The sequence below is a fragment of the Nannocystis pusilla genome, assembly GCF_026626665.1.
GTDB classification, from domain to species: Bacteria; Myxococcota_A; Polyangia; order Nannocystales; family Nannocystaceae; genus Nannocystis; species Nannocystis pusilla.
This window is the reverse complement of record NZ_JAPNKE010000002.1, coordinates 1,354,397-1,374,978: the sequence shown is the minus strand read 5'-3', so window position 1 is coordinate 1,374,978 and position 20,582 is coordinate 1,354,397. Positions and strand designations below refer to the sequence as shown.

Genomic DNA, 20,582 nt, shown 5'->3' with positions numbered 1-20,582 from the left:
ATTCCGGCGACCTCGCGGACCGCCGCGCGCGCTGGCGTCGATCCGCGATCGCCCTCACCTTGCGGCGATGTCGCCCGCGCTCGCCCTGTTCGTGTCGCTCACGCTCGTCCGGCCGGTCGGGCCCGCGCCCGCGCCCGCGCGCGAGCTGCCGCCGGCGATGCCTCTGTCGGGCCTCGGCCTCCTGGTCAGCGCCGGCGTCGCGGGCGGCCTCGGGCTCGCCGCGCACGTGTGGCGGATCGGCATCCTCCGCCGCGGCTGCGGCGGCCAGCAGTTCGTCTTCCCCGAGCTGCAGGTCACGGTCACCGGCTGCGTCGACGAGTCGCTGCGCTACCTCGGCTTCTCGACCGTGGCCCCGCTGTTCAACTTCGCCGCGATCGGGCTGGCGGCCGGCGGCGGGACCGTGCGCGGCCGCTTCACGGCGTGGAACCGGGCCCGGCACGAGCGCCGCGAGAAGATCGCCCCGGCCTACCTCGGCGGCGGCGCCGGTCTGCTCGCCCTCGGCCTGGCGATGTACGTCGGCTCGCGGGTGGCCCTGTGGCGCGACAGGTTCGGGGCCGAGAGCTGCCGCCAGGAGGGCACGCTGACGGAGAGCTGCGTCCGCGACCGCTGGAGCGCCTGGCTGGTGCTGACCGCCGCCGGCCAGTCGCTCACCGTCGCCGGCGCCGGCCTGCTCGCCTACGGCGTCTCGTACGCCCGCGCCGTCCGGGTCTCGCGCCTGAGCGAGCTGCGGCTCGAGCCGAGCGTGACCCCCCGCTTCGTCGGCCTGTCGCTCGCCGGCCGGTTCTGAGGGACATGCTTTAAAGCATGTCCATAGAGACATAAATGATACGACATGCTCCACCGGACATGTCCGTGCAGACATCCCGGACCTTCCGGCGCCTGTCGAGCCGAGCACGCGACCCGTGAAGCCTCGCCGCCCTCGACGTCCGCGCCGCATGAAGCTCGCCGAAGCGGCCGCCGAGGCCCGACGTCCCTCGCAGCCCCGCGTCCCGGAGCGGCGACCCGGGCCCTCCTCGCTTCCGCTCAGCGCCGGCGCCGGCGCCCGAGCAGCGCCAGCCCGAGCAGCATCAGCCCCGCGCCCTTGGGTGCGCCCGAGCTGTCGGCCGCGCACGCGCAGCCGTCCGACTCGCCGAGGCCCGAGGTGTCGCCGGCCGTCGCCGAGCCGGCCGTCGTGACCGGCCCGCCGCCGCTGCCATTGCCCTGGGTCGGGTCGGTGCCGGTCGTGGGCGCGCCGTCGGTCGACTCGCCGGAGTCGCTGTCGCCGCCCGACTCGCTGTCGCCGTCGGTTGTGTCCGGCGGCGGCGGCGGCGGCGGCGGCGGCGGCTCTTGATTGATGCACAGCGTGATCGGCTCGGCCTGGCCCTCGTTGCCGACCCAGTCGATCGCCTTGGCCCCGACCTCCCAGCAGCCGGTCGGGAACGACACGTTGGCGAACTCGTACGGCTCCGCGATGTCGACGCCGCCGATGTCGTTGCCGTTGATGAGGAGGCGGACCTCCTTCACCCCGCAGCCGCCGGCGTTGTCGGTCGCGCCGATGCTGATCGACGTCGACACGTTGTCGGCCATGTCGGGCGACATCAGCACCGTCTCGTCGGCCGGCGACAGCACGCTGACGGTCGGGCCCTCCTTGTCGGCCGCCTCGTCGCAGGCCGCCGAGCCGCAGGTCACGCTCTGGCCGCCGACCTCCCCGCCGTTGCAGCCGGTGCCCCAGTCGCCGTTGCCGACGCCCGGGTCGAGCGGGAAGCCCTTGCACGCCGGCGTCGGGTTCCACGTGCCGTCGGCGTTGTGGCACGGCGTCAGGTCGACGCCGCTCTGCTGCTCGAACCAGTCGATGCCGCGGTGCATCTGCGAGTACATGCCGCCGGTCCCGCACGCGCCGCCGTACGAGGTGATGCCGAACACGCGCCATGAGCCGTCGGCGATCTGCACGAACACCGGCCCGCCGGAGTCGCCCTGGCAGCTGTCCTTGCCGTTGCCGCCGATGTCGACCTCGTTGTTGCCGGTGATGTTGTTGATCGTGGTGACGACCTCGCGCTTGACCCCGTACGGCCCGGTGTCGGCGTTGCCGAAGCCGACGATCGTCACCTGCTGGCCGGGCTGCAGGATGTCGGTCTCGCAACCCATCAGGATGGGCACGATGGGGATGTCGAGCTGCGGCTGCGAGAGCTTGCAAAACGCGAAATCCTGGCCGTTCCCCGGACCGCCCCCCGGGAAGGTTTGGCAGAATTCCGTGGGCACCTGGCGCTTCGGCCCGTTGATCGACTCGCCGAGGATGACGGCGTCGTAGCCCGACCCGCAGTGGGCCGCGAAGATGACCACTTCGGGGTGAACCAGCGTTCCGGTGCACTGGCCGAGCATCGACACGGTCGTCGGCCAGCCGCACGCCACCGTGTCCACGCCGCCGTAGATCTCGGTCGGCTCGACCGGGAAGCCGAGGACATCGGGCGGCTCGTCGGCTGCGGCCGGGGTGGCGAACGAGAGGGCGACGAAGGCGGCTGAGATGTACGCTGGGGGCCTCATCGCCCTACCATGGCACTACGAGCGAGGCCTGACCAAGCGGTGGGCCCCTGTGGGTGTGATCGGGCAGTATCGCGCGAGGGGTTTCTACTCGCCGTGGAAACGCACGAAACACAGCGTTTCCGGGGTCTCGCGAACGGCAGGTGAGTTTTGCTACCGTGGACGACCTGAGGAGCGGTGGCATGAACTTCGAGAAAAGGTTGTCGCGAGACGGGCTCGCGCTCGTGGGTGTTTTGGCGCTGTTTACGGGCTGCGGCGACGACGGCACCACGGGGAGCGGGACCGCGGTGATCCCGGACACGGACACGTCGACGAGTCCGACCGGGACCACCGCCGAGCCGACCAGCGGGACCACCACCGACGGCACGACGGACGCGCCGACCACCACCTCTTCCGACACGACCACCAGCGATACCACCACGGGCGGGCCGATCGAGCCGCCCGCCTACGACCAGTGGATCACGGTCCCGCTCGAGGGAGCGGTGTGCGGCAACGGCAGCCAGTACAAGATCTTCGTCAACTGGCACGAGGGCGCCAAGGACCTGCTGGTGATGCTCGAGCCGGGCGGCGCCTGTTGGGACTTCGACACCTGCTCCGGCAAGGCCGACCTCGGCGCCGCGCACCCGGACGGCGTCCCCGACGACCTCCTCTACGACCCGCTGACGAAGAACCTGTCGCCGCTGATGCGCCGCGACGTCGAGGGCCTCACCAAGGACTGGAACCTGGTGTTCATGCCCTACTGCACCGGCGACGTGCACACGGGCAACAACGTGATCGTCTACCAGGACCCCGAGGGCGTCGAGCCCGACCTCGAGTTCCACCACAACGGTCACAACAACGTGATCGCGGCGACCGACTGGATGGCGACCCAGTTCCCGGGCACCGACCGGCTGTTCGTCACCGGCTGCAGCGCGGGCGGGGCCGGCTCGCTCATCAACTACCACTTCTTCCGCTCGCGCATCGACGCCCAGCGCGGCTACCTGATGGACGACTCGGGCCCGATCTTCCCGAGCGGCGGCTGGTCCTCCAAGCTGCACGAGAAGATCCGCTCCTCGTGGAACGTGGACTCGGTGTTCAGCGAGCTGCCGCCCGGCTACGAGATCGACGACGACTTCGGCGTGCTGAACACCCACCTCGCCGCGCTCTACCCCGACGACCGCCTCAGCACCGTGTTCTTCCAGCGCGACTTCAACTACTCGCGCTACTCGTACGAGCGCTTCTACCCGGACATGACGAAGGAGAAGATCCTCGAGTACTGGGCCGAGGACACCGACCTCATGACCGCGCTGTACGAACCGCACCCGAACATGGCGTACTACCTGCCCTACTGGCGCGGCCTCAACGACAGCCACTGCGTGTCGATCATCTCGTACCTCGACACGGAGATCGAGGAGCAGGGCGTCGACCTCGGCGACTTCATCGGCACCCTGCTCGACGACGACAAGCCGCTCGTCAGCTACCGCGAGAGCGTCCAGCCGAACGAGGACAACTAGTGCCGCGGCCGCCCCGCCGCGCGCGCTGGCGAACGCGCGCGCGGGGGCATTGACTGGCGCCGTGCGGGCGCCTACGGTCGGGCCTCGGGAGCCCCTATGGACCTCAGCGGACGTTGGGAATTCAGCTTCGATCGGACCCTCAACGGGCAGCTCGCGCCCACGACAGTGCCGTCCGAGCTGATCATCATCCAGCTCGACCCCGAGCACTTCGTCGGCCGCTACGTGTTCCCCGGCGACGACCCGAGCCACTTCCAGGGCACGCTGTACTCGTCGCCGCGCGGGACCCTGTTCTCGATCCGCCAGGTCAACGAGAAGACCGGCTACCACGCGCTCTACGTCGGCAAGGTCGAGAGCCCGACCAGCCTGTCCGGCATCTTCACCGACATCGCCGGGCCCGCCGGCGACGTCCGGCTGCGCAAGATCCCGTAGGTCGGGCCGGCGCGGCGGCCGTGTCCGCGGCGACATGTCCGTTCGACAATGGCCGAACGGCCATGTCCCGCAGGACATGGCCGTCGTTCGTGAGCGGCGCGCCCGGAGCGGGCGCCCGGCGTCACGGCTTGCGCACGGTGGCGGCCAGCCGGTAGATGAACTGGCCGGCGGCGCCGTTCTGCGAGAACGTCGACGCGCGCACCTGGACGTAGTAGGTCCCGGCGGCCAGGTTGTGCGCGCCGGCGTCCAGCGGCGTGTTGCCGGTGCCGTCGATCATCGAGCAGAAGCCGCGGCCGTCGTCGTCGTCGTTGGCGATCTCGACGCCGCCCGCGGTGTACAGGGTCAGGCGCGAGTCGACGCCGTTGCTCTCGCACGTCTCGACGGTGCGGTCGCCCTCGATGATCTCGAGGCGCAGCGAGCTGCCGGCCACCGGGACGTCGATGCGGTAGTAGTCGGAGTCGGTGTTGACCGCGTGGTCGCCGAACACCTGCAGGTCGGAGCCGTTCTGCAGGTTGACGTTGGCGGCCGCGAGGGTCTCGTTCGGCTCGGTCTCGGCGCCCGCGTCGGACAGCACCGCGGCCTGGAGGAAGTAGCTGTTGATGACGGCGTTGTTGCCGTTCTCCTCGAGGTGGATGTAGCTGGTGCCGGCGGGCACCGGGAACACCAGCGACGAGCAGTTGCTGATGCCCGAGTTGGCGGTGTCGGCGATGATCGAGACGTTGTTGCTGTCGAACAGCCGCAGCACCGTGTTGATGCCGGCGCAGTCGTTCAGCGCGGTGAAGCTCTCGAGGCGCAGGAAGCTCGCGGCGGCGAGGTCGAGGCGGTAGCGGTCGACGTCGGCGACCGGCGTGATCGCGCCGGCGAACAGCGAGTTGCCGGTCGACACGATCCCGGTCCCGTCGGCCTGCGCGTTGGTGTTGTTGGGCTCGATCTCGGCGGTCGCGCCCTCGACCTTGCAAACGTCGCTGCAGCCGTCGCCGTTGGCCCCGTTGCCGTCGTCGCACTGCTCGCCGGGGCCGAGCGCCCCATCGCCGCAAATGACCGGGTCGAGCTGGATGTCGAGCAGGTAGTTGTCGATGACGGTGTTGTCGAGGTAGTCGTACACCCGCACGTAGACGGTCTCGCCCGGCGCCAGCGGGTAGTTGGTGATGAGCGAGCAGTTGTTGATGCCGCTCTGATCGTCGGTGACGAGGAGCACGTTGGCGGCGGTGCGGATGTCGATCACCGTGTCGATGGTGGTGCAGGTGCCCGGGCCCTCGATGCTGAAGGTCTCGAGCCGCAGCGTGGCGTAGCCGTCGCCGGTGTTCTGCACGGCGAACACGTCGTCGTCGCCGACCGGGGTGATCTTCGCCTTGATCAGCGTGTCGCCGGTGAACGGGCCGTTGGCGTTGGCGGCGCTGAAGTCGTTGGTGCTGGTGGCGACCATGCCGTCGTCGTTCGGCTCCATCTCGGAGACGGCGGTGATGCACGCCGAGAGGTCGAAGCCGCAGTCGGCCGAGCACTTGAGGGTGCCGTAGTCGGCGCCCTGCGTCTGACAGGTGGCGGCGCCGAGCAGGGCGCCGTCGCACTCCTCGGCGCCGCTCAGGGCGTTGTCGCCGCAGGTGCTGCAGTCGCTGGTGTCGAGCGCGCTGCAGTCGGCTGCGCAGGCGATCTGACCGGTCTCGAAGCCCTGGCTGACGCAGTCCTCGCCGCCGACCTCGGTGCCGTCGCACACCTCGGTGCCCGAGATGTTGCCGTCGCCGCAGGTGAAGCACCCGCCCAGCTCGAACACGCAGGTGTTCTCCATGCACGTCAGGGTGCCGCTCTCGAAGCCCTGCGACACGCAGTCTTGCCCGGCCAGGTCCTCGCCGTCGCACGCCTCTTCGCCCTCGATCGAGCCGTTGCCGCACGAGGCCAGGACGCACCCGCTGATGTCGAACGCGCTGCAATCGGCCGCGCACGCGAGGGTGCCGCTGTCGAAGCCCTGGCTGACGCAGTCCTGATCGGCCAGCGCGGCGCCGTCACACACCTCGGGATCCTCGATCACGCCGTCGCCGCAGTTGTCGGCGGCGGTGGTCGTGTCGGTCGTGTCGGTCGTCGTCGTCGTCGTGTCGTCCGTCGTCGACGTGGTGGTCGTCGTGTCGTCCGTCGTCGTGCTGGTCGCGTCGGTCGTGCTCGTCGACGTCGTCGCGTCGGTCGTGGTCGGCACGCCGGTGGTCGGCGCGTCGCTGGTCGGACCCGGGCTCGTGCTGGTGGAGTCGTCGGTGGTCGAGGTCTCGGAGGTCGACGCGGTGGTGTCGACGGTCGCATCGTCGCCGCAAGCGGCGAGGGTCGCGAGGGCGACCGAGAGGGGGAGAGGCAGAACAATCCTACGCATGGGAGCCGGACTCTATGCGCGACGCGTCGCCGGCGATAGTGCGCCGCGCCGTGCACACTCTGCAGCCGCGGTCGGGCTTGCGGAGGTGCAAGGTCTTTGGACCAGGCCGCCGCACACCCGCACCTGCGACTCGAACGCAGGAACACTTCTATGGCGATGTCCTTCGAGTCATGCGAATGCTGCGGACCGCCGAGCTCGCCGCGCGCGGACCGCCGCAGCCGCCGGCCTCGGCGTTGGGATGTCTCTCGAGACATGCGATGATTCGCCATACCCCGTCCGCGCTCGCGGGGCCCGGCGGTCGAACCGCCGGACCCGCGAGAGCGCCGCGGCGCCCGTCCGCCAGCGGCTGGCGCGCGAGGTGCAGGAAAATATTTCGCGGCGAAAAGGACACATGTTCCGAGAGACATCCGAGGATTGCCGCCCGCCGCGACTGTCACCATATGTCCCCGGAGACATGCGGGGCGGCACCCCCGGAAGAACCCCTCGTGGTGGTCCACCCTCGCAGGCCCCCGGCGCTCGCGGAAGGGCATGTAGCGAGCGAAAGGAGCGGCAATTCAGCGGTCCCGTCGGTGACAGGAGCCGCCTCCATCGATCCAGCGGTTCACAGCCACCGGGCCCGACCGACTGGCATGGTCCCGCCAGGCGCCGTCTCCCTCTGCCCGTAGTGCACGGCCATGCGAGGTCGACCGGCCAGTCCCCCTCTCCCACCATAAAAGTAGGAGACGGCCATACGGACCCGACGGGCCCCCAAGCCACGGCGACGCAGACCTTCTGCCCTCTTTGACCCTAAAAGTAGGAGACGGCCGCCCGACCCGTCGGGCCGACGCGACGCCACCCATCCGTCGTTCGCGTCGCCAAGAGTGACAGCCACGCGGGCCCGACGGCCCCGCCACCATCCAAGACGCGGACCGCCGCGGGGCCCCCGGCGACGGCCCGTCTCCTGCTCTTCAATGGGATGGACGGCCCGACGCGGCGGCCCTGCCCGTCAGGCGCTGCCGGCAGCGCGACCGAGGCGGGCGCGCTGGGCTCGGCCGGTCTCCAGCAACACCTCGGGGGCGGCGCCGATGAGGTCGATCGCCAGGGCGGTGAAGTCGGTCGGGGTGACGCGGTCCTGGTGGCGGACGATCGCGGCGAGGACGGCGTCGAGGCAGCCGTCGTCGACGCGGATCCGCAGGGCCACCTGATCGTCGGAGTCCTTGCGCCCGACGGCCAGGCGGATGTGCTCGAGCGGGACGCAGGTGCCGAGGGAGCGCGACAGCTCGCGGTCGTACAGCCAGTAGCCGGCCTCGAGGTTGGCGTGGGCGCCGAAGTAGCGGCCGATCGCCGGCGGCTCGACGCGGGCGACTCCGCGCATCTGCTGATAGAAGGCGAACCACTGCCGGGCCTCGCGCCAGTCCTGGCCGTCGAGACAGGCGACGAAGCGGCCGATCCGGTCGAGCTCACCGAGGTCGGGCTCGGGCGCCTCGACGTCGACGCCGCCGTCCTCGTCGTCCTCGTCGCCCTCGCCGGCCTCGTCGCCCTCGTCGTCCTCGTCGTCCTCGGCCAGCTCGCCGGCGTCGACGCCGAGCCACTCGGCCAGCGGGGCGCGCTCGGTCAGCTCCGGCGCGAGGCCGATGTCGGCCAGCGCGGTGCCGATGTTGGCGTAGCGCCAGGCCGCCGGCGCGCGCACGAGGCTCGCCAGCACCTGGCGCTGGACCTCGCCGAGGACCTCCGCGCCGGCCCCCGCGGGCACGCTCGCGTCGGCGAAGGTGAGCCCGAGCAGCGCGGTGGCCAGGCCGAGCGCGTCGCGGCCGCGGACCGCCTCGAGGGCACGCCCGAGCGCGGGGGCCAGGCGCAGGCGCGCCGCCGCGGGCAGGCGCAGGAGGCCGTCGGCGAGCGGGCCGTAGCTCATGCGCGCGGCGTTGTCGTGGAGCTCGTCGAGCTGGCCGAACAGATCGACGTCTTCGACCAACTCGGCGAGCGCGGCGAACTGCGGGCCTTCCAGGGGCGCCGCCGCGCGACAGGCCGAGGCCGGCGTAGAGGCGCACCGCGGGGTGCTCGCTGATGTCGACCAGCCGCTCGCGCAGCGCGTCGGCGCGGGCCGGGTCGGCGATGCAGCCGAGCGCGAACGCTGCCACGGCGCGGACCGCCGGCTCGGAGTCGTCCTCGACGGCCGCGGCGAGCGGGGCGCGGGCCGCCTCGACCGCGAACAGCCCGAGCAAGTACGCCGCGGCCACGCGGACCGCCGGCTCGGGGTGGCCGAGGCGGCGCGCGTAGACGGAGATCCCCTTCGACACGGCCTCGCGCGCGGCGGTGGCGGCGTTGGGCAGCGCCTCGGCGTCCTCGTCGGGCGTGCCGGTGGCGAGGTGCGCCAGCAGCTCGAGGATCGCCGGCAGATCCTCCTGCTGGTCGGCCTCGAGCAGCTCGACCAGGAACGGCACCGCGGCGGGGCTCGCCGAGTACACCGTGCCCTGGTGCCAGATCGTCGAGAACAACGCGTCGAGCGCGCCCTCCCGCTTGCCGGGGTGATCGCTGACGAGCGCGCGGATCAGCTTCGGCACGTCGCTCGCCTCTCCGTAGGCGTGGCGCAGGGACTTCCAGTCGATCGCGTCGAGGTTGACGAGCACCACCGCGACCATACCCCTGCACGCTCTGCTTGTCTGCAGCCCGCAGCCGGCCGCGATCGGCCCCTGGTGGGCTTTTGAACGTTGTTAACCGCAGTTGCGTTCGCCTGCGCGCCCGCCGCGGCGCGCGGTGATCGGCGTCACCGTTTGCACTGCCTGCGGCTGCGGCGGGCCGCGTCGCCGGGCCCGGCGCGGGGTGCTACTGTGACCCCGCCATGCAGCACCGCGCTCGCTCCTCGCTCCTCGCCTGCGGCCTCCTCTCCGCCGCGCTGACCGCAGGCGCCTGCGCCTCGTCGCCCGACATCATCTCCTTCCCGCTGGTCTATTCGCCGAGCGAGAAGGCCGATCCGTCGAAGGTCGCGGGCCTCGCGGCGGTCCCCCCGGGCACCCTCATCTTCATCGCCCAGATCGTCGACAAGCGGCAGGTGACCGATCCGCACCTGCTCGGGGTCAGCGAGGACGCCAACCCCGACCTGCCGGTCTACAACGCCGCCGGCGGCCAGGTCCCGACCGAGTACGTCCGCAACGTGTTCGCCAAGGAGCTCGCCGCGCTCGGCTTCCCGGTCACCGCCGATCCGCAGGCCGCGACGCACACCCTGCAGCTGCAGCTCGACCAGTTCTGGATCGTCGAGGGCAACACCTACCAGGCCGCGCTGATGGCCCAGGGCTGGCTCATCGACCGCAACAGCACGACGCTGTGGCAGGGCCCGATCGCCGGCAAGAGCAGCCGCTGGGGCCGCAGCCAGGAGGAGAGCAACTTCCTGCAGGCCTTCGGCGACGCCACCCTCGACGGCTCGGTCAAGCTGGCCCAGACCCCCGAGTTCCGCAACGCGCTGGCGGCCGCCCCGCCGCAGCAGTGACGGCGCCCGACCGCCGCGACACGCGTCGCGCCTGGCAGCTCCACGGCCTGGCCCTCGTGGCGCTGGTCGTCCTCTACCTCTACGTGTTCGGCGAGGTCCTGCTCGGCCTGCCGCGCGGTGAGTCCGTTCTCCTCGGCCTCGCCGCCGTCTTCACGCTCGAGATCCTCGTCGCCTACGCGCTGTTGACGACCTTCCTCATGCTGTGGGTCGGCCGGCGCACCTGGGGGCCCGTCGTCATGCACGTGCTGCTGGCGGGCGGCTACATCGTCGCGGTCGTGCTCGACGATCGCGCCGCCGAGGCGCGGCGGGCCGAGGTCGAGCGCCAGTTCGCGGAGGAGGAGCGGCGCCGGGTCGTGAACTGCCTCGGCGTCGAGCTGCGGGCGATCCGCGGCGCCCCGCCGCGGGCCGTCGTGGAGCTGCACAACGGCTGCGAGGTGCCGCTGGCGCTCCACGACGTCGGCCTCGTCGGCTTCGCGCCCGCGGGCGGCAACGTCATCCTCGACGCAGAGGACCGCGACGCGCGCGAGGTCACGAGCTTGCCGCCGGCCCAGCGCGCGACGTTCCGGCTCGTCTCGACCGTCCCCGACGACGTCGCCGTCGGCGACGGCTGGAGCTGGCGCTGCAACGTCGTCGTCGACGGGCCGGACCCGGGCATCCCGTGCTTCGCCACGCCGGGCGCCCCGTCGGCCGGCGGGTGCGGGTCCTTCCGCCGGGTCGCGCTCGACAACCGCTGAGGCTGTCCGCAGGAGCATGTCTTTCCGGACATGCACCTGCGGACATGACCTTCCGAACATGCCGCCGCGGACATGTCCTTCCGCTCACCGGGTCGCGCGCCGGCGGCCGCGCAGCTCGACGCACAGCCCGCCGTAGGGGCCGCGGGCCAGCTCGAGCGAGAAGCCGTGGGCCTCGGCCACGCGGGCGACGACGTGGAGGCCGAGCCCGCGCCCGCCGGGTCGGACCTGCTGGCCGTGGGCGCCGCGGAAGTAGCGTTCGGTCAGGCGCGGCAGCTCGTCGGGCCTCACCCCCGGGCCGTCGTCCTCGACGCGCAGGGCGAAGCCGTCGTGGCCGCGGCGGACCAGCACCGCGGCCACGTGGCCGCCGCGGTAGTTGTAGGCGACCGCGTTGTCGATCACGTTGACGATCGCCTGCTCGACGAGCAAGGCGTCGCCGTCGATCCACACCGTCGCCTCGGGCACCGCCGACACCAGCTCGACCCCCGCCTTGCGCGCCGGCGCGGTCGCGCGGACCACCACGCGCAGCAGGACCGCGTTGAGGTCGATCGCCGCCCGCGCCGGCGCGACCTCGGTCGCCAGCGCGGCCGCGGCCGCGAGGTTGCGCAGCAGCCCGGCGATGTGGTGGACCTCGGCGATCGCCGCGCCCGGGCCGAGGTCGCCGAGGTGGCCGTGCAGGGCCGTCAGCGGCAGCATGACGTCGTGGGTGGCGTCGACGACGACGTCGCGCAGGGCCGCGTTGCGCCGCTCGCCGCGGGCCAGGTGGTCGCGCACGGCCCGGCCGGCCGCGTTGAAGCTGTGGGCCAGCTCGGCCACCTCGTCGTCGCCGCCGACCTCGATCTCGCGGCGATGGCCGCTCTCGGCGGCGTCGCGGGCGGCCGCGGCGAGCTGGCGGATCCGTCCGAGCAGCGGCCAGGCGACCGCGAGCGCCGCCGAGATCCCGAGGCCGAAGCCGAGCGCCAGCGCGCCGGTGCGTCCGAGCAGCGGCTCCGGCAGCGCGCTCACCCCTATCAGGACCGGCGCCGCGACCACGAACAGCGCCGCCGCCACCCGCGTCCGCAGCTTCATGGCCCGGCCTCCTCGCGCGCGACCGCGGTCGGATGAAGGCCTGTCCGATCGGTCATGTCGCTCGCCGCGTCGGGCGTGGGCCCGCGGACCGGCCGGCGAACAGATGTCTCTCTGGACAGATCGCTCCTGTCGCGGTCGCGCCGGTCTCGTCGACCTGTCCCTTCGCGCAGGTCCGCGTCGCCCGCCCCGGCCTGCGCTCCGCCGGCCCGCCTCGCCCCTCGACCTGTCCCGAGCGCCACGTCGGTGCGAGCGCCGCGGGGCCGCGGCCGGCCCGCGAAGGGGGGCTCCGGCGGGCAGGAGAACACGCGCTCGGCTGTCGGCCGCGGGTCGGGCACGCAGCGGCAAGCGTAGCGCCGGGTCGCGCGAGCGCAGCCCGGGGCCTCCGGCCGGGTGGCTCGGCCCGGCGCAAACGGGGCCGCCGGGGCCCGGCCGCGTCACTCCGGCAGGTGCGCGGCGGGTCACGCTCGCACGCAGTCGGACGGCGGACCCGCGAGTCGGAAGCCCCGCGGCGTGAAGTTGCGCCGCGACCGGTCGAGTCCGGCGCCCGCGGGCCGGCCCTCGCAGGCCACGAACGGGGGCCCGACCCGGCGGATGCGGTCGTCCTCCGCCGCGCGTGGACCGAGACCTCGCGCGCGCCGCTCGGCCGCGGGAGCTCGGCAGCGCTTCGGGACTGCCGAGCGCGCCGCCCGGGCGCGGAAGCTCAGCAGCTTCGCAGGACTGCCTCGCGCGGGCCGCTCAGGCGCGGAAGCTCAGCAGTCCTTCGGGACAGGTGATGTGCCACCCCATGTCGCCGAGGAGCTCGCGCCGCTCGGCGGCGGTGCAGGTCGGCACGAACGCCCGCAGCACCCGCGGGTCGTAGAAGCGGAAGTAGACCTTCTCGCGATCGAGCTCGACCATGAGGAACTTGCGCAGGTGGCGGCGCACCGCCTCGAGCTCGCGGCCGTCGGGCACCGACAGGAAGATCGCCCAGCCGCCGTCGCCGTCGCGTCGGGCGTCGTCGGTGTGCCAGCCCTCGACCACCAGATCTTCGAGCAGCTCCGGGTGCGGCGGCCCGAGCTCGACCAGGTACGGCGCAGACTCGGCGATCGCGTCGCCCTGCCAGCCGTCGAACAGCGAGCGGTAGCGGGCCGGCGACTCGCGCAGGAGCACGCGCACCCGCTCGTCGCGCGACGCGTCGGCGACCGCGAACAGCCGGCCGGGCAGCGCCCGCAGGGCCGCGATCGCCGGCGCGGCCGCGGCCACCCTCGCCGGCGTCGGCGGCGGATCGGGCCGCGTGTGGCGCTCGATCGCCAGCGCCAGGTCGGACGCGCCGGCGCGCACCCAGCCGCCGTGGCCGCTCCTGCCCTCGCGCATCGGCTGTCCGTCGAGACATGTCCGTTCGTTCACCAGCGCCTGCACCGCGGCGACCCGCCCGTCCCACTCGATCTGCAGGTGGATCGGCGCCAGCGCCTCGTCGTGGGCCAGGCACAGGCCGGCCGCCGCGTCGCGCCCGACCGTGACCGCCCCGCCCGCGGCGATCACCGCCTTCTTGCCCTGCTCGGGCCCCCACAGCACCTCGACGACCAGTCGCGGCGCGGGTCCCTCGAGGTTGGGCGGTCCGGCGTACGGAGGGCTCTTGGCAGGGCTCGCGCTCATGGCGAAGGCGGATGGGCCGGCGGCCAGGCCGGGAGTTCGGTCTCCTCGTCGAGGAACTCGGGCTCGTCGATCTCGACGCCGGCGCGGTAGCGGATGTCGTCCCACGCCAGCTGCCAGCGGGTCGGCACCTCGCCGTACACGTAGTCGGTGCGCGCGGCGATCGGCGGGTTCTCGGGGTCGCCGGGGTAGCCCTCGGAGTCGACGCGCTGGGTCTCGACCGTCAGCTTCGGCGCCGGCACGCCCTCGACCAGGTAGTTCGGGCAGCCGTTCGGCACGTCGAGCGGCACCCACACCCCGGTCACCGGCACGACCTCGTCCGGGTCGACGACGACGCCGTCGGCCGGCGGCATCGGCTGGAGGTGGGCGTGCGGCGGCGCCGGGCGCTGCAGGGCCATGAGCGTGTGCGACCACTTGGCCTCGGCGGTGCGCTGCATCTGCGCCGCCATCACCACCGCCTTCTCGGCCCACGCGAACAGGCCGACGCTCGGCCGCTCGCCGTAGTTGTAGCCGAACTTCTCCCAGCGCATGCCGCCGTCGAAGCCGTGGCCGAGCAGCTCGGCGAGGAAGCCGGCCTGGATCAGCGCGTCGTAGGCCCGCGTCTTCTGGTTGCCGAGCAGAAGGCCCGGCACCTGCTCGAGCGCCGCCAGCGGCGGATACACCGTCTGCAGCGCCTTGCGGGCGAACTGGGTGTGATCGGGCCCCGACTTGCGGGCCCACGCGTCGAAGCCGGCGCTGAACTTCTGCACGAGCTCGGTGCAGCGCTTGACGTAGGTCAGCGACGAGTATCGGCGCAGGCGATAGAACACCTGCGCGAGGGTGGTGGCGTCGATAGCGAGCTCGGCCGGCGAGAACGGCCGGACGATGGTCTGGAGCTCCGTCACTGCTGCCTCTGCCGCCTCTCCTCGGCCTGCGAGCCGCGGACCGCCGCGCCCGTGACGCGCGTGACCGCCGTGAATTCGCCGACCCGCTCGGCGCGCTCGGCGTGCCCGAGCAGGATGGCACGGGTCTGCTCGTTCGGCACGTTCACGCCCCTGTGATCGCGCCAGCCGGTCGGGTGCAGCGGCAGCGCCTCGACGTGGCTCATCGCCCACGCGTTGCTCGGGTGGCGCAGGTCGATCAGCAGCTGCTGCGCGCCGCCGTTCAGCACCTGCCCGTAGGTCGCCTTCGCCGCGTCGGTCTCGACCTGGCTCGCCACCTTGCCCTGCCACACGTAGAGCGTCATGTTCGGCGGGATCTCGAACTCGATGTAGTGGCCGTCGCTGTTCCACGACTCGAGCACCGCGTAGTCCTCGCGCCACGCGCGGCCGCTCGCCGGCTTCTCGAGCGACCAGAAGGCGCCCGCGCGGCCGTCGGCGTTCTCGATCACGCGGTAGATCTTCCGCGGGTGCCGCAGCGCGACCGCCTGCAGGTTTCCGCTGAAGGTGCGGATGTTGCGGTACGGGTTGTGCGACGGGTTGTGGAAGCCGCCCTGGCGCAGGTCGGGCCACGGGACGCGGTGGCGGTAGTTGGCGATCGTCGACGGCGGGAACGGCAGCTCGTCGGGCCGCGGCAGCCGGCGCTCGCGCAGGAGGCCGCGCTCGAGCTCCCGCGTCTCGGCGCGCAGGCTCGACGGGATCTCGTGGTACGACCCGGCGTAGATGTGGCGCTGGACCGTGTGCAGCCACTGATTCAGGTCGCGCACCGCCTGCGGGATCATGCGATCGCCGAGCGCCAGCAGCTCCTGCATCGCCGCTCGCAGCTGACGCAGGCGCTCCGTCATGCTGTCCGGCAGCACCCACCGGCCGCGGCGCAGGATCGCGTCGACCGTGGTGGTCACGCGCCCGACCAGCTGACGGAAGTGGCGCTGCAGCTCGGCGGTGTAGCGCGACAGGTCGAGCTCGCGGATGAAGCGGACCGCGTTGCCGTTGCCGAGCCGGTTGAGCAGCTCGATCGCCTCGCGCAGCACCGGCGCCGCGTCGGCGGCGTTGCGACCGACCCGCGCGAGCAGCCGGCCGACCCCCTTGATCGCGCCGCCCGCCACCGGGATCAGCGCGAACAGGCAGATCGCCAGCTCGACCCACTGCATGGTCTCCTGGCGCCGCTCGGGGTGGTCGGCGAGGCGGATGACCACCGCCAGGAGGTCGCGCACCGCGGTGACGTCGCCGACCACGGGGATCATGCCGATGATGGCGTCGACGATGATCTGGCTGATCGACTGCTGCTCGTTGAACCCGCCGCGGACGAGGCCCCAGATCCACTCACCGACGTCGGTGATGGCGCGCATGTACTCGCCGCCGCTCATCGCTGCTGTCCCTGGCCGGTGACGGCGTCGACGAGCGCGTCGGCGTCGCTGTCGGAGAAGTCTTCCTTGAAGGTCGGGTTCGGCGTCTGGTCCTTGCGCTCCCACGTGCGCACGTCGGGGCCGTAGCGGACGCGGGCCCGCTCGGGCGGCACGCCCTCGATGCGGGCCTGGCCGTTGGCGTCGAGCTTGCCCTTGAGGATCGTGCCGTCGCGCAGCTCGACCTCGTACTCGGCCTCCTGCACCGGATCGTCGTCGTGGTAGCGGTGGTCGAGGATCAGCGTGGTGTTGCGCTTCTTCTCGCACTCCTCGCAGAAGGGCTTGTCGGTGCGCAGCGCCTCGACCTGAGCCGACGAGCCGATGATCACCGTCGGACAGCCGACGACGATCGTGCCGCCGTGGGTGGTCGGGTCGCCGAGGCGCGCGGCCGGCTTGTTGCCGATGATCACCGACGGCTCGCCGCGAGCGACGCTGTCGGGGCCGGTCGCGCACACCAGCTTGTCGCCCTCGCGCGCGGCCGGCATCATGCCGATGAGCACCGAGGTCTCGCCGACGACCACCGGGCCGCCGACGTGGGTCGGCACCGGGCACACGTGCATGTCAGTGATGCGGGCTGCGGGCGGCATGACGTGTCCCTCGGGTCAGATGCCGCCGCTGTCGGCCGGGTCGGGCTTGGTGGGCTCGACCGGCTTGGCCTCGTCGGGGTTCAGCGGGCCGGCGGCCGTGCCGGTGAGCGCCGAGCCGCCGCTGTTGATCTTCACCAGCGTGCCGACGATGTCGATGCCGCCTGAATGAATGGTGATGAAGCCGCCGGGGCCGCGGATGGTCAGCCCCTGCGAGGCCTCGATCACGACCTTGGACGACTTGTAGTGGACCTCCTTGAGCGCCTCCACCGACAACAGGCCCGTGACCTTGCGGTGGACGTCGCCCAGGACCTGCTCGTGGTGACCGCCGCCGATCTTGATCTTGAGGTCGGCCTTGACCTCGAGGCTCTGGCTCTGCATCACCAGCTCGCGGCGGTTGCCCTCGATGACGGTGTCGACGTGACCGACGCCGTCGATGCCGCCGACGCGGATCCGCAGGTCGCCGCCGACGTGCTCGTTGCGGTTGCGATCGATGCGCCAGTGGTGGTCGCGCCAGATGTTCTCGTAGTAGTCGCCGATCTTGGCCCCGCCGTCGTTGCTGCCGACGGTCAGGTGGCGGTTGTGCAGCACGCTCTCCATCCGGTCGTGCAGGACGCGGATGTCCATGTTGCGCTGCGCGTGCATGAAGATCTGCTCGATCCCCTTCTGGTCCTCGAAGCGCAGCTCGTTGTAGCCGGCCCCCTGGTAGGTGTCCGACTTGATGGTGCTCTTCGTCTTCTGCTCCGGCAGCGGGTACGGCGGCAGGTTGAGGCCGTGGTAGATCCGGCCGACGATCACCGGGCGATCCGGGTCGCCCTCGATGAAGTCGACCAGCACCTCGTGGCCGATCCGCGGGATGAACATCGCGCCCCACGAGTTGCCGGCCCACAGCTGACTGACGCGGACCCAGCACGACGAGTCCTCGCTGAACTTGTCGCTGCGGTCCCAGTGGAACTGCACCTTCACCCGCGCGTGCTCGTCGACGTAGATCTCCTCGTTGGGCGGGCCGACCACGGTGGCCGTCTGCACGCCCCGCACCGTCGGCCGCGGGGTCATCCGCGGCGGCCGGTACGGCGTCCTGGCCTCGATGCACACGAAGCTGTTGTTGTAGGAGAACTCGGTGCCGGCGTCCTGCTCGAGCACCTGCGACTGCTCGCCCTTGTGCTCGACGCGCAGCAGCTTGTAGTCGCCGTCGAGGTCGCCGCGCTGGTGGCCGGCCTGCGTGAACGAGTAGCCGGGCACGAGCCGCGGGCAGTCGCTCTCGCCGAGGCCGCGGCGGCGGTCGTGCTGCATCGCCTCGAGCCGGATCTTCGCCAGGCCGGCGCCCTGATCCGAGGTGCGCCCGCCGCTCTCCTGGTACTCGCCGGGGAAGTCGTAGACCTCGAGGTCGGTGGCCAGCTGCGCCGACTCGCTGGCGTCCATCTGCTGGTCGGGCTTGTGGAGGTTGTGGTCGCGCAGGGATGACTTGCCGGTGCGCACGCCCTCGAGCAGGCGGAAGCGGGTGATGTGCTCCTGCCCGCGCACGAACCCGTGCGGCGGGGCCCACCACACCTCCTGCGGGCCCGCGATCGCCGGCGCGCCGGGCTTGTCGCTCATCACGAGCACGTGCTTCTCGGCGCTGTGCTCGAAGTAATAGTAGATGCCGTCCTCCTCGAGCAGCCGGCTGACGAAGTCCCAGTCCGACTCGCGGTACTGCACGCAGTAGTCGCGCGGGTTGTACGAGGCGAACAGGTCGAAGCGGAACCAGTCGCGCGGGATCCCGGCCTTCTCGAGCACCTCGCCGACGATCTTCTGCGTCGTCTTGCGCTGGAAGATCCGGCTGTCCTGGCGCCGCGTCAGCCGCCACACCCGCGGCACGAAGGTCACCTCGTAGACGTGGTGCTGGCGCAGCTCGCCGCTGTACTCGGCGCCGCACACGAGGCCGTGGATCTGGCGCGGCGACTCGACGCCGCCGATCGTCAGCAGGGCCGGTTTGTCGACCAATGCCGCGAGGTCGATCTCGGGGCCCGCGAGCTCGATGCGCAGCTCGAACAGCGACGAGACCGCCTCGAAGCCGGCGAAGCGGATGACTTCGAGATCGCCCGCGGAGGCGGTGAACGTGAACAGCGCCGCGTTACCCGTCAGCGCCGAGACCAAGTTGGCGATCAAACCCCTTCCACCCCCCGGACGCGCCATCGTAACAGAGCGGTGTACTGGCTGTTGCCGGCCGATGTCGCGCACGGGGCCTGCAGCGGAAGGTCCTGCCGCGCGCGCCGACGCCCGCTAGGATGCCCGCATGCGCGTACTGTTCTGCACCGACCCGCTGCTCGAGCGCCATCCCGATCGCGCGTTCGCGCCCGAGGTCGCGGCCGCCGACGCGGTCGGCGTCGCGTGGTCGTGCGTCGACTTCGAGGCCCTGGTCGCAGGAGACGTCGGCGCTGCGCTGCGTCGGGTCCGGGCGAGCGAGGCCGTCGAGGTCGCGGTCTACCGCGGCTGGATGTTGCCGCTGGCGGCCTACGACGCGCTGCACGCCGGCCTCGGCGCGCGCGGCCTGCAGCTCGTCAACGACCCCGCGGCCTATCGCAGCGCGCACCTGCTGCCCGCCGCGCTGCCGCACCTCGCGGACGACACGCCGGAGACCGTGGTGCTGCCGCGCGAGGACGGCCTGCACGGGTCACGGATCGAGGCCGCACTGGCGCGCTTCGGCGGGCGCGCGCTCGTCGTCAAGGACTACGTCAAGTCGCGCAAGCACGAGTGGAACGACGCGTGCTTCATCCGCGCGGCCGACGACGTCGCCGAGGTCCGTCGCGTGGTCGGCAACTTCCTCGATCGACAGGGCGACGACCTCGTCGGCGGCCTGGTCTTCCGGGCCTACGAGCCGCTGGTGCCGCTCGGGAACCACCCGAGGAGCGGGATGCCCCTGCCCCGCGAATGGCGGCGGTTCATCGCCGACGGACGCCCGCTCGTCGAGGCGCCGGCGTGGGAGATCGCCGACGAGGTCGCGCCGCCCGAGTTCGCCGACCTCGCCCGCCGCGTGCCGAGCCGCTTCTTCAGCCTCGACCTCGCCGAGCGAGCGGCCGGAGGTTGGACCGCGATCGAGCTCGGCGACGGCCAGGTCGCCGGCCTGCCGCCGCTACTGGATCCGGAGGTCTTCTACCGGGCCCTCACGGCCTGGGATCCGCAGCCGACCAGGCCGTGACGCGGAGCCGGCGAGCGCCGCGCCGCGGCGGTCCGCGAGGACATGTCCGTTCGGCCAGGCGGCGAGCGCGAGGCGCCTTCGCTGGCGCACGAAAAAACGGCCATGTCCTCATGGACATGGCCGTGTGAGCAGGTTCGGCGTGCGTCTCGGGCGCCGCGCCTGCTCGACCTCATTGCGGGCGCGGCGGGACCGTGCCGGCCCACGTGATCGCCGGCCGCTCGTCGGCGGGCTTTCTCGGCTGCTTCGTCCGCTTCGGCGGCACCTTCCCGGCCCACGTGATCGCCGGCTGCTTCGCCTTCTTCGGCGCCTCGCCCGCCCACGTGATCGCCGGCTTCTTCGCTTTCTTCGGCACCTCGCCCGCCCACGTGATCGCCGGCTTCTTTGCTTTCTTCGGCACCTCGCCCGCCCAGGCGATCGCCGGCTGCTTCGCCTTCTGCGGCGCCGCACCGGCCGGCTTCGTCGCGGGGCGCTCGCTGGCGTCGACGCGGCGGGCCGGCTTGCCGCGGCCGTGCAGGCCCGGGTCGCCCGCGGAGGCCCAGCCGTAGCCGCGGCCGGCCATCCGCGGCGCGGGCCCCTCCGACCCCCAACCGCCGTGCGACGAGAGCGTGAAGCTGCAACCGGTCACGCTGAAGAGGAGCGCCAACAGGGTCAGGATGAGCTTGGGCATTTCTTTTAAAAACCTCGGTGCGCACGGACGCGCGTCGGATCCGCCTATTCAGGGTGTCGACATTCGCCGTAGATCGGCCTCTGCTCACGGCGGGACCGCCGCCGGCGCGGGGAGCGGCGAATCGCCAAGAATGACGGTACATGT

The 20,582-nt window shown here is 72.1% G+C and carries 15 protein-coding genes and 2 pseudogenes; 6 read left to right on the top strand and 11 right to left on the bottom strand.

From position 1 onward, the window contains the following. The first annotated feature begins 67 nt into the window (after positions 1–67). Positions 68–787 (top strand): hypothetical protein, encoded by a 720-nt coding sequence (locus OV079_RS06085; protein ID WP_267766780.1) that lies wholly within the window; start codon positions 68–70, stop codon positions 785–787. Positions 788–1,023: 236 nt separating this feature from the next. Here the strand turns inward: OV079_RS06085 and OV079_RS06080 are convergent, their stop codons facing one another. Beyond that, positions 1,024–2,520 (bottom strand): S1 family peptidase, encoded by a 1,497-nt coding sequence (locus OV079_RS06080; protein ID WP_267766779.1) that lies wholly within the window; start codon positions 2,518–2,520, stop codon positions 1,024–1,026. 179 nt (positions 2,521–2,699) lie between these two features. Between OV079_RS06080 and OV079_RS06075 the strand changes: the two genes are divergently transcribed. Together OV079_RS06075 and OV079_RS06070 are read left to right on the top strand one after the other, a co-directional pair. After that, on the top strand, positions 2,700–4,010 hold the full coding sequence (locus OV079_RS06075) for a pectin acetylesterase-family hydrolase (RefSeq protein ID WP_267766778.1): 1,311 nt from the start codon (positions 2,700–2,702) through the stop codon (positions 4,008–4,010). A gap of 96 nt (positions 4,011–4,106) precedes the next feature. Next, the gene (locus OV079_RS06070; protein ID WP_267766776.1) at positions 4,107–4,439 is read left to right on the top strand and encodes a hypothetical protein; all 333 of its coding nucleotides are present in this window, start codon (positions 4,107–4,109) and stop codon (positions 4,437–4,439) included. A gap of 121 nt (positions 4,440–4,560) precedes the next feature. On the opposite strand, the gene OV079_RS06065 is transcribed toward OV079_RS06070, so the two are convergent. The 3 genes and pseudogenes from OV079_RS06065 to OV079_RS57340 form a co-directional block, all read right to left on the bottom strand. Further along, positions 4,561–6,795: a pre-peptidase C-terminal domain-containing protein gene (locus tag OV079_RS06065; protein ID WP_267766774.1), complete on the bottom strand. Its 2,235-nt coding sequence runs from the start codon at positions 6,793–6,795 to the stop codon at positions 4,561–4,563. Between the two features lie 985 nt (positions 6,796–7,780). Further along, positions 7,781–8,746, bottom strand: a complete 966-nt coding sequence (locus tag OV079_RS06060; protein ID WP_267766772.1) for a hypothetical protein — start codon at positions 8,744–8,746, stop codon at positions 7,781–7,783. Positions 8,747–8,900: 154 nt separating this feature from the next. Then, positions 8,901–9,413, bottom strand: a pseudogene (locus tag OV079_RS57340) (hypothetical protein); the annotation flags it as partial. Between the two features lie 200 nt (positions 9,414–9,613). Here OV079_RS57340 and OV079_RS06050 point away from each other — a divergent pair. Next, positions 9,614–10,258, top strand: coding sequence for a hypothetical protein (locus OV079_RS06050; RefSeq protein WP_267766770.1), 645 nt, complete (start codon positions 9,614–9,616; stop codon positions 10,256–10,258). Next, entirely contained in the window at positions 10,255–10,992 is a 738-nt protein-coding gene (locus tag OV079_RS06045; protein WP_267766769.1) for a hypothetical protein, read from the top strand. The genes OV079_RS06050 and OV079_RS06045 overlap by 4 nt, the downstream gene beginning before the upstream one ends. Before the next feature lie 84 nt (positions 10,993–11,076). Here OV079_RS06045 and OV079_RS06040 read toward each other — a convergent pair whose 3' ends face one another. The 6 genes and pseudogenes from OV079_RS06040 to OV079_RS06015 all read right to left on the bottom strand — a co-directional run bounded on the left by OV079_RS06040 (position 11,077) and on the right by OV079_RS06015 (position 18,741). Next, a complete protein-coding gene (locus OV079_RS06040) occupies positions 11,077–12,057 on the bottom strand; it encodes a sensor histidine kinase (protein WP_267766768.1) in 981 nt (326 codons plus the stop codon). A 735-nt stretch (positions 12,058–12,792) separates the two neighbouring features. Beyond that, positions 12,793–13,692, bottom strand: a complete 900-nt coding sequence (locus OV079_RS06035) for a DUF4123 domain-containing protein (RefSeq protein ID WP_267766767.1) — start codon at positions 13,690–13,692, stop codon at positions 12,793–12,795. Further along, positions 13,689–14,573: an Imm72 family immunity protein gene (locus tag OV079_RS55610; protein ID WP_267766765.1), complete on the bottom strand. Its 885-nt coding sequence runs from the start codon at positions 14,571–14,573 to the stop codon at positions 13,689–13,691. Before OV079_RS55610 ends, OV079_RS06035 begins: the two co-directional genes overlap by 4 nt. Continuing rightward, positions 14,570–15,973 carry a hypothetical protein gene (locus tag OV079_RS06025; RefSeq protein ID WP_267766764.1) on the bottom strand — a complete coding sequence of 468 codons (1,404 nt, stop codon included), beginning with the start codon at positions 15,971–15,973 and terminating at the stop codon, positions 14,570–14,572. Before OV079_RS06025 ends, OV079_RS55610 begins: the two co-directional genes overlap by 4 nt. Before the next feature lie 353 nt (positions 15,974–16,326). Next, positions 16,327–16,596, bottom strand: a pseudogene (locus OV079_RS57335) (PAAR domain-containing protein); the annotation flags it as partial. A 15-nt stretch (positions 16,597–16,611) separates the two neighbouring features. Next, complete coding sequence (locus OV079_RS06015; protein WP_267766762.1) at positions 16,612–18,741, bottom strand: type VI secretion system Vgr family protein; 2,130 nt, start codon at positions 18,739–18,741, stop codon at positions 16,612–16,614. A gap of 127 nt (positions 18,742–18,868) precedes the next feature. Between OV079_RS06015 and OV079_RS06010 the strand changes: the two genes are divergently transcribed. After that, positions 18,869–19,771, top strand: coding sequence for an ATP-grasp domain-containing protein (locus OV079_RS06010; RefSeq protein ID WP_267766760.1), 903 nt, complete (start codon positions 18,869–18,871; stop codon positions 19,769–19,771). Positions 19,772–19,940: 169 nt separating this feature from the next. On the opposite strand, the gene OV079_RS06005 is transcribed toward OV079_RS06010, so the two are convergent. After that, complete coding sequence (locus OV079_RS06005) at positions 19,941–20,438, bottom strand: hypothetical protein (protein WP_267766758.1); 498 nt, start codon at positions 20,436–20,438, stop codon at positions 19,941–19,943. Between the last annotated feature and the right edge of the window lie 144 nt (positions 20,439–20,582).